This window comes from Mesorhizobium sp. M1A.F.Ca.IN.022.07.1.1, from assembly GCF_003997575.1.
Taxonomy (GTDB): Bacteria; Pseudomonadota; Alphaproteobacteria; order Rhizobiales; family Rhizobiaceae; genus Mesorhizobium.
Window position 1 is genome coordinate 1 of record NZ_RZST01000588.1, and the last position, 1,772, is coordinate 1,772.

Annotated in this window: 3 protein-coding genes; all 3 read left to right on the forward strand. The window is 63.7% G+C overall.

Annotation, left to right across the window (positions count from 1 at the left end; genetic code table 11):
- Nucleotides 1-152: Hsp20/alpha crystallin family protein (locus tag EOA75_RS32465; RefSeq protein WP_164747743.1), on the forward strand; the 152-nt coding region annotated here is incomplete at its 5' end.
- A gap of 72 nt (nucleotides 153-224) precedes the next feature.
- Entirely contained in the window at nucleotides 225-965 is a 741-nt protein-coding gene (locus tag EOA75_RS32470; RefSeq protein WP_127213883.1) for an ETC complex I subunit, read from the forward strand.
- A 106-nt stretch (nucleotides 966-1,071) separates the two neighbouring features.
- The coding region (locus EOA75_RS32475; RefSeq protein WP_127326109.1) for a trypsin-like peptidase domain-containing protein at nucleotides 1,072-1,772 on the forward strand (701 nt) is incomplete at its 3' end.

Sequence of the window (1,772 nt, forward strand, 5' to 3'; positions counted from 1 at the left end):
TCTATGGCCGCTTCGAGCGCCGTCTCCCGCTCGGCTACGAGGTCAAGAAAGACAAGGTCGATGCCCGCTTCAGCAATGGTGTGCTGACCGTGACCTTGCCCAAGAGCGAGAAGGCGCAGTCGCAGGGAAAGCGCATCGCCATCAAGAGCTGACGCGTGGCAGGCGCCGGCGGCCGGCTGTAGGGCCCCGCCGGCAGCATCCATGCCAGACAGGGAGGATGAACGATGGAGAGACAGGTTGACAGATCCACCAGAGCACCAATCCCGCGGGGGTGGTCGTCGAACGACAACCGGCAGAAGCCCCTTTCGATGGGACGCTCGACCTTCCCGGGCGACGCCGTCGCACGGATCTACAAGCCGTCCCGCGCGGCGACGACTTCCGGCACGGCCCGCACGCGCGGCTGGCGTCTCGTTTTCGAGCGGCGCACCGCGCCCTTTGTCGAGCCGCTAATGGGCTACACCGGGAGCCGCGATACGCTGACCCAGGTCGAGTTGAACTTCCCGACGCTGGAGTCGGCCGTTCGCTACGCCGAGCGACAGGGGTTGTCCTATGTCGTTCAGAATGCGACGGAGCAGGCTGATGATGGGGCGACCAGGCCTGCCAAGCCCGGAAGGTCGACCTACGGCTTTTCCAACATGACACTCGACCGGCTCGGACTTGGCGCGCTTCAGGAGAGCTACGGGTGCGCCCTCGACGGCGCTGCAAACCGCAACGATCCATCCGGTCCGGAAAGCTGGACGTCGCCGATGGGCGTGGCCCGCGATCCGAAGCTGACGCTGGAGGCCAAGCGCTCGATCCTGATGAACTGGGCTTGGACGGAGTATCTGATCGATCTGGCGACCAATGAGGGCATGCCTGAAAACGACCGCCCCTCGCGCCTCGACGAGGTCCAGCAGGCGCTGCTCGCGCTCGAACGGGAGGTTGCGGCTGACCAAGCCAATTCAGGCATGCGCAAGGCGGCATGAGGTGTGCCTACGAGCGGGTCTGGAGCAAGTTCCGGGCCCGCTTTTTCAACCCCGCGGGCGTAGCCCCGCAGACAGGAGTGACAACACCAGGTCAGGGAGGCAAACAATGCTCGCTCTCACATCGAACCTCCGCGTCGTCGCCGTTGCGATGGGGGCCATTTTCTTCAGCCTCGCTCCCGTTGCTGCGCAAACGGCGGCACCGGCTGAAGCATCCAGCCTGCCGACGCTTGCGCCCATGCTGGAGCGCGTCACACCGGCCGTCGTCAACATCGCGGTCGTTTCCAAAGCCCCCAAGGAAGACAATCCGCTTTACAGCGACCCTAATTACCGGCGCTTCTTCGGGCCGGAGCAGCTGCCGCAGGCCAGGATGAGCGCCGGCTCTGGCGTGATCGTCGATCCGGCGAAGGGCTATGTCCTGACCAACAATCACGTCGCTGGGGAGGGCAGCGAAATCTCGGTCACCCTCAAGGACGGCCGGCAATTCCCGGCGAAGCTGATCGGCAGCGACAAGGACACCGATATCGCACTGCTTCAGATCGACGCTAAAAACCTCATGGCTATAGAGACTGGCGATTCAGACGCCCTGAAGGTCGGCGACTATGTCGTGGCGATTGGCAATCCCTTCGGTCTTGGCCAGACCGTGACCTCCGGCATCGTCAGCGCGCTTGGCCGCAGTGGACTCAACATCGAAGGTTACGAGGATTTCATCCAGACCGACGCCTCGATCAATCCGGGCAATTCCGGCGGCGCTCTGGTTACTCTGGACGGCAAGCTGATCGGCATCAACACGGCTATCCTCAGTCCAGC

What these genes read in the sequence shown, in the direction of transcription:
- EOA75_RS32470 (WP_127213883.1), top strand. Translation starts at nt 225, where the DNA reads ATGGAGAGACAGGTTGACAGATCCACCAGAGCACCAATCCCGCGGGGG.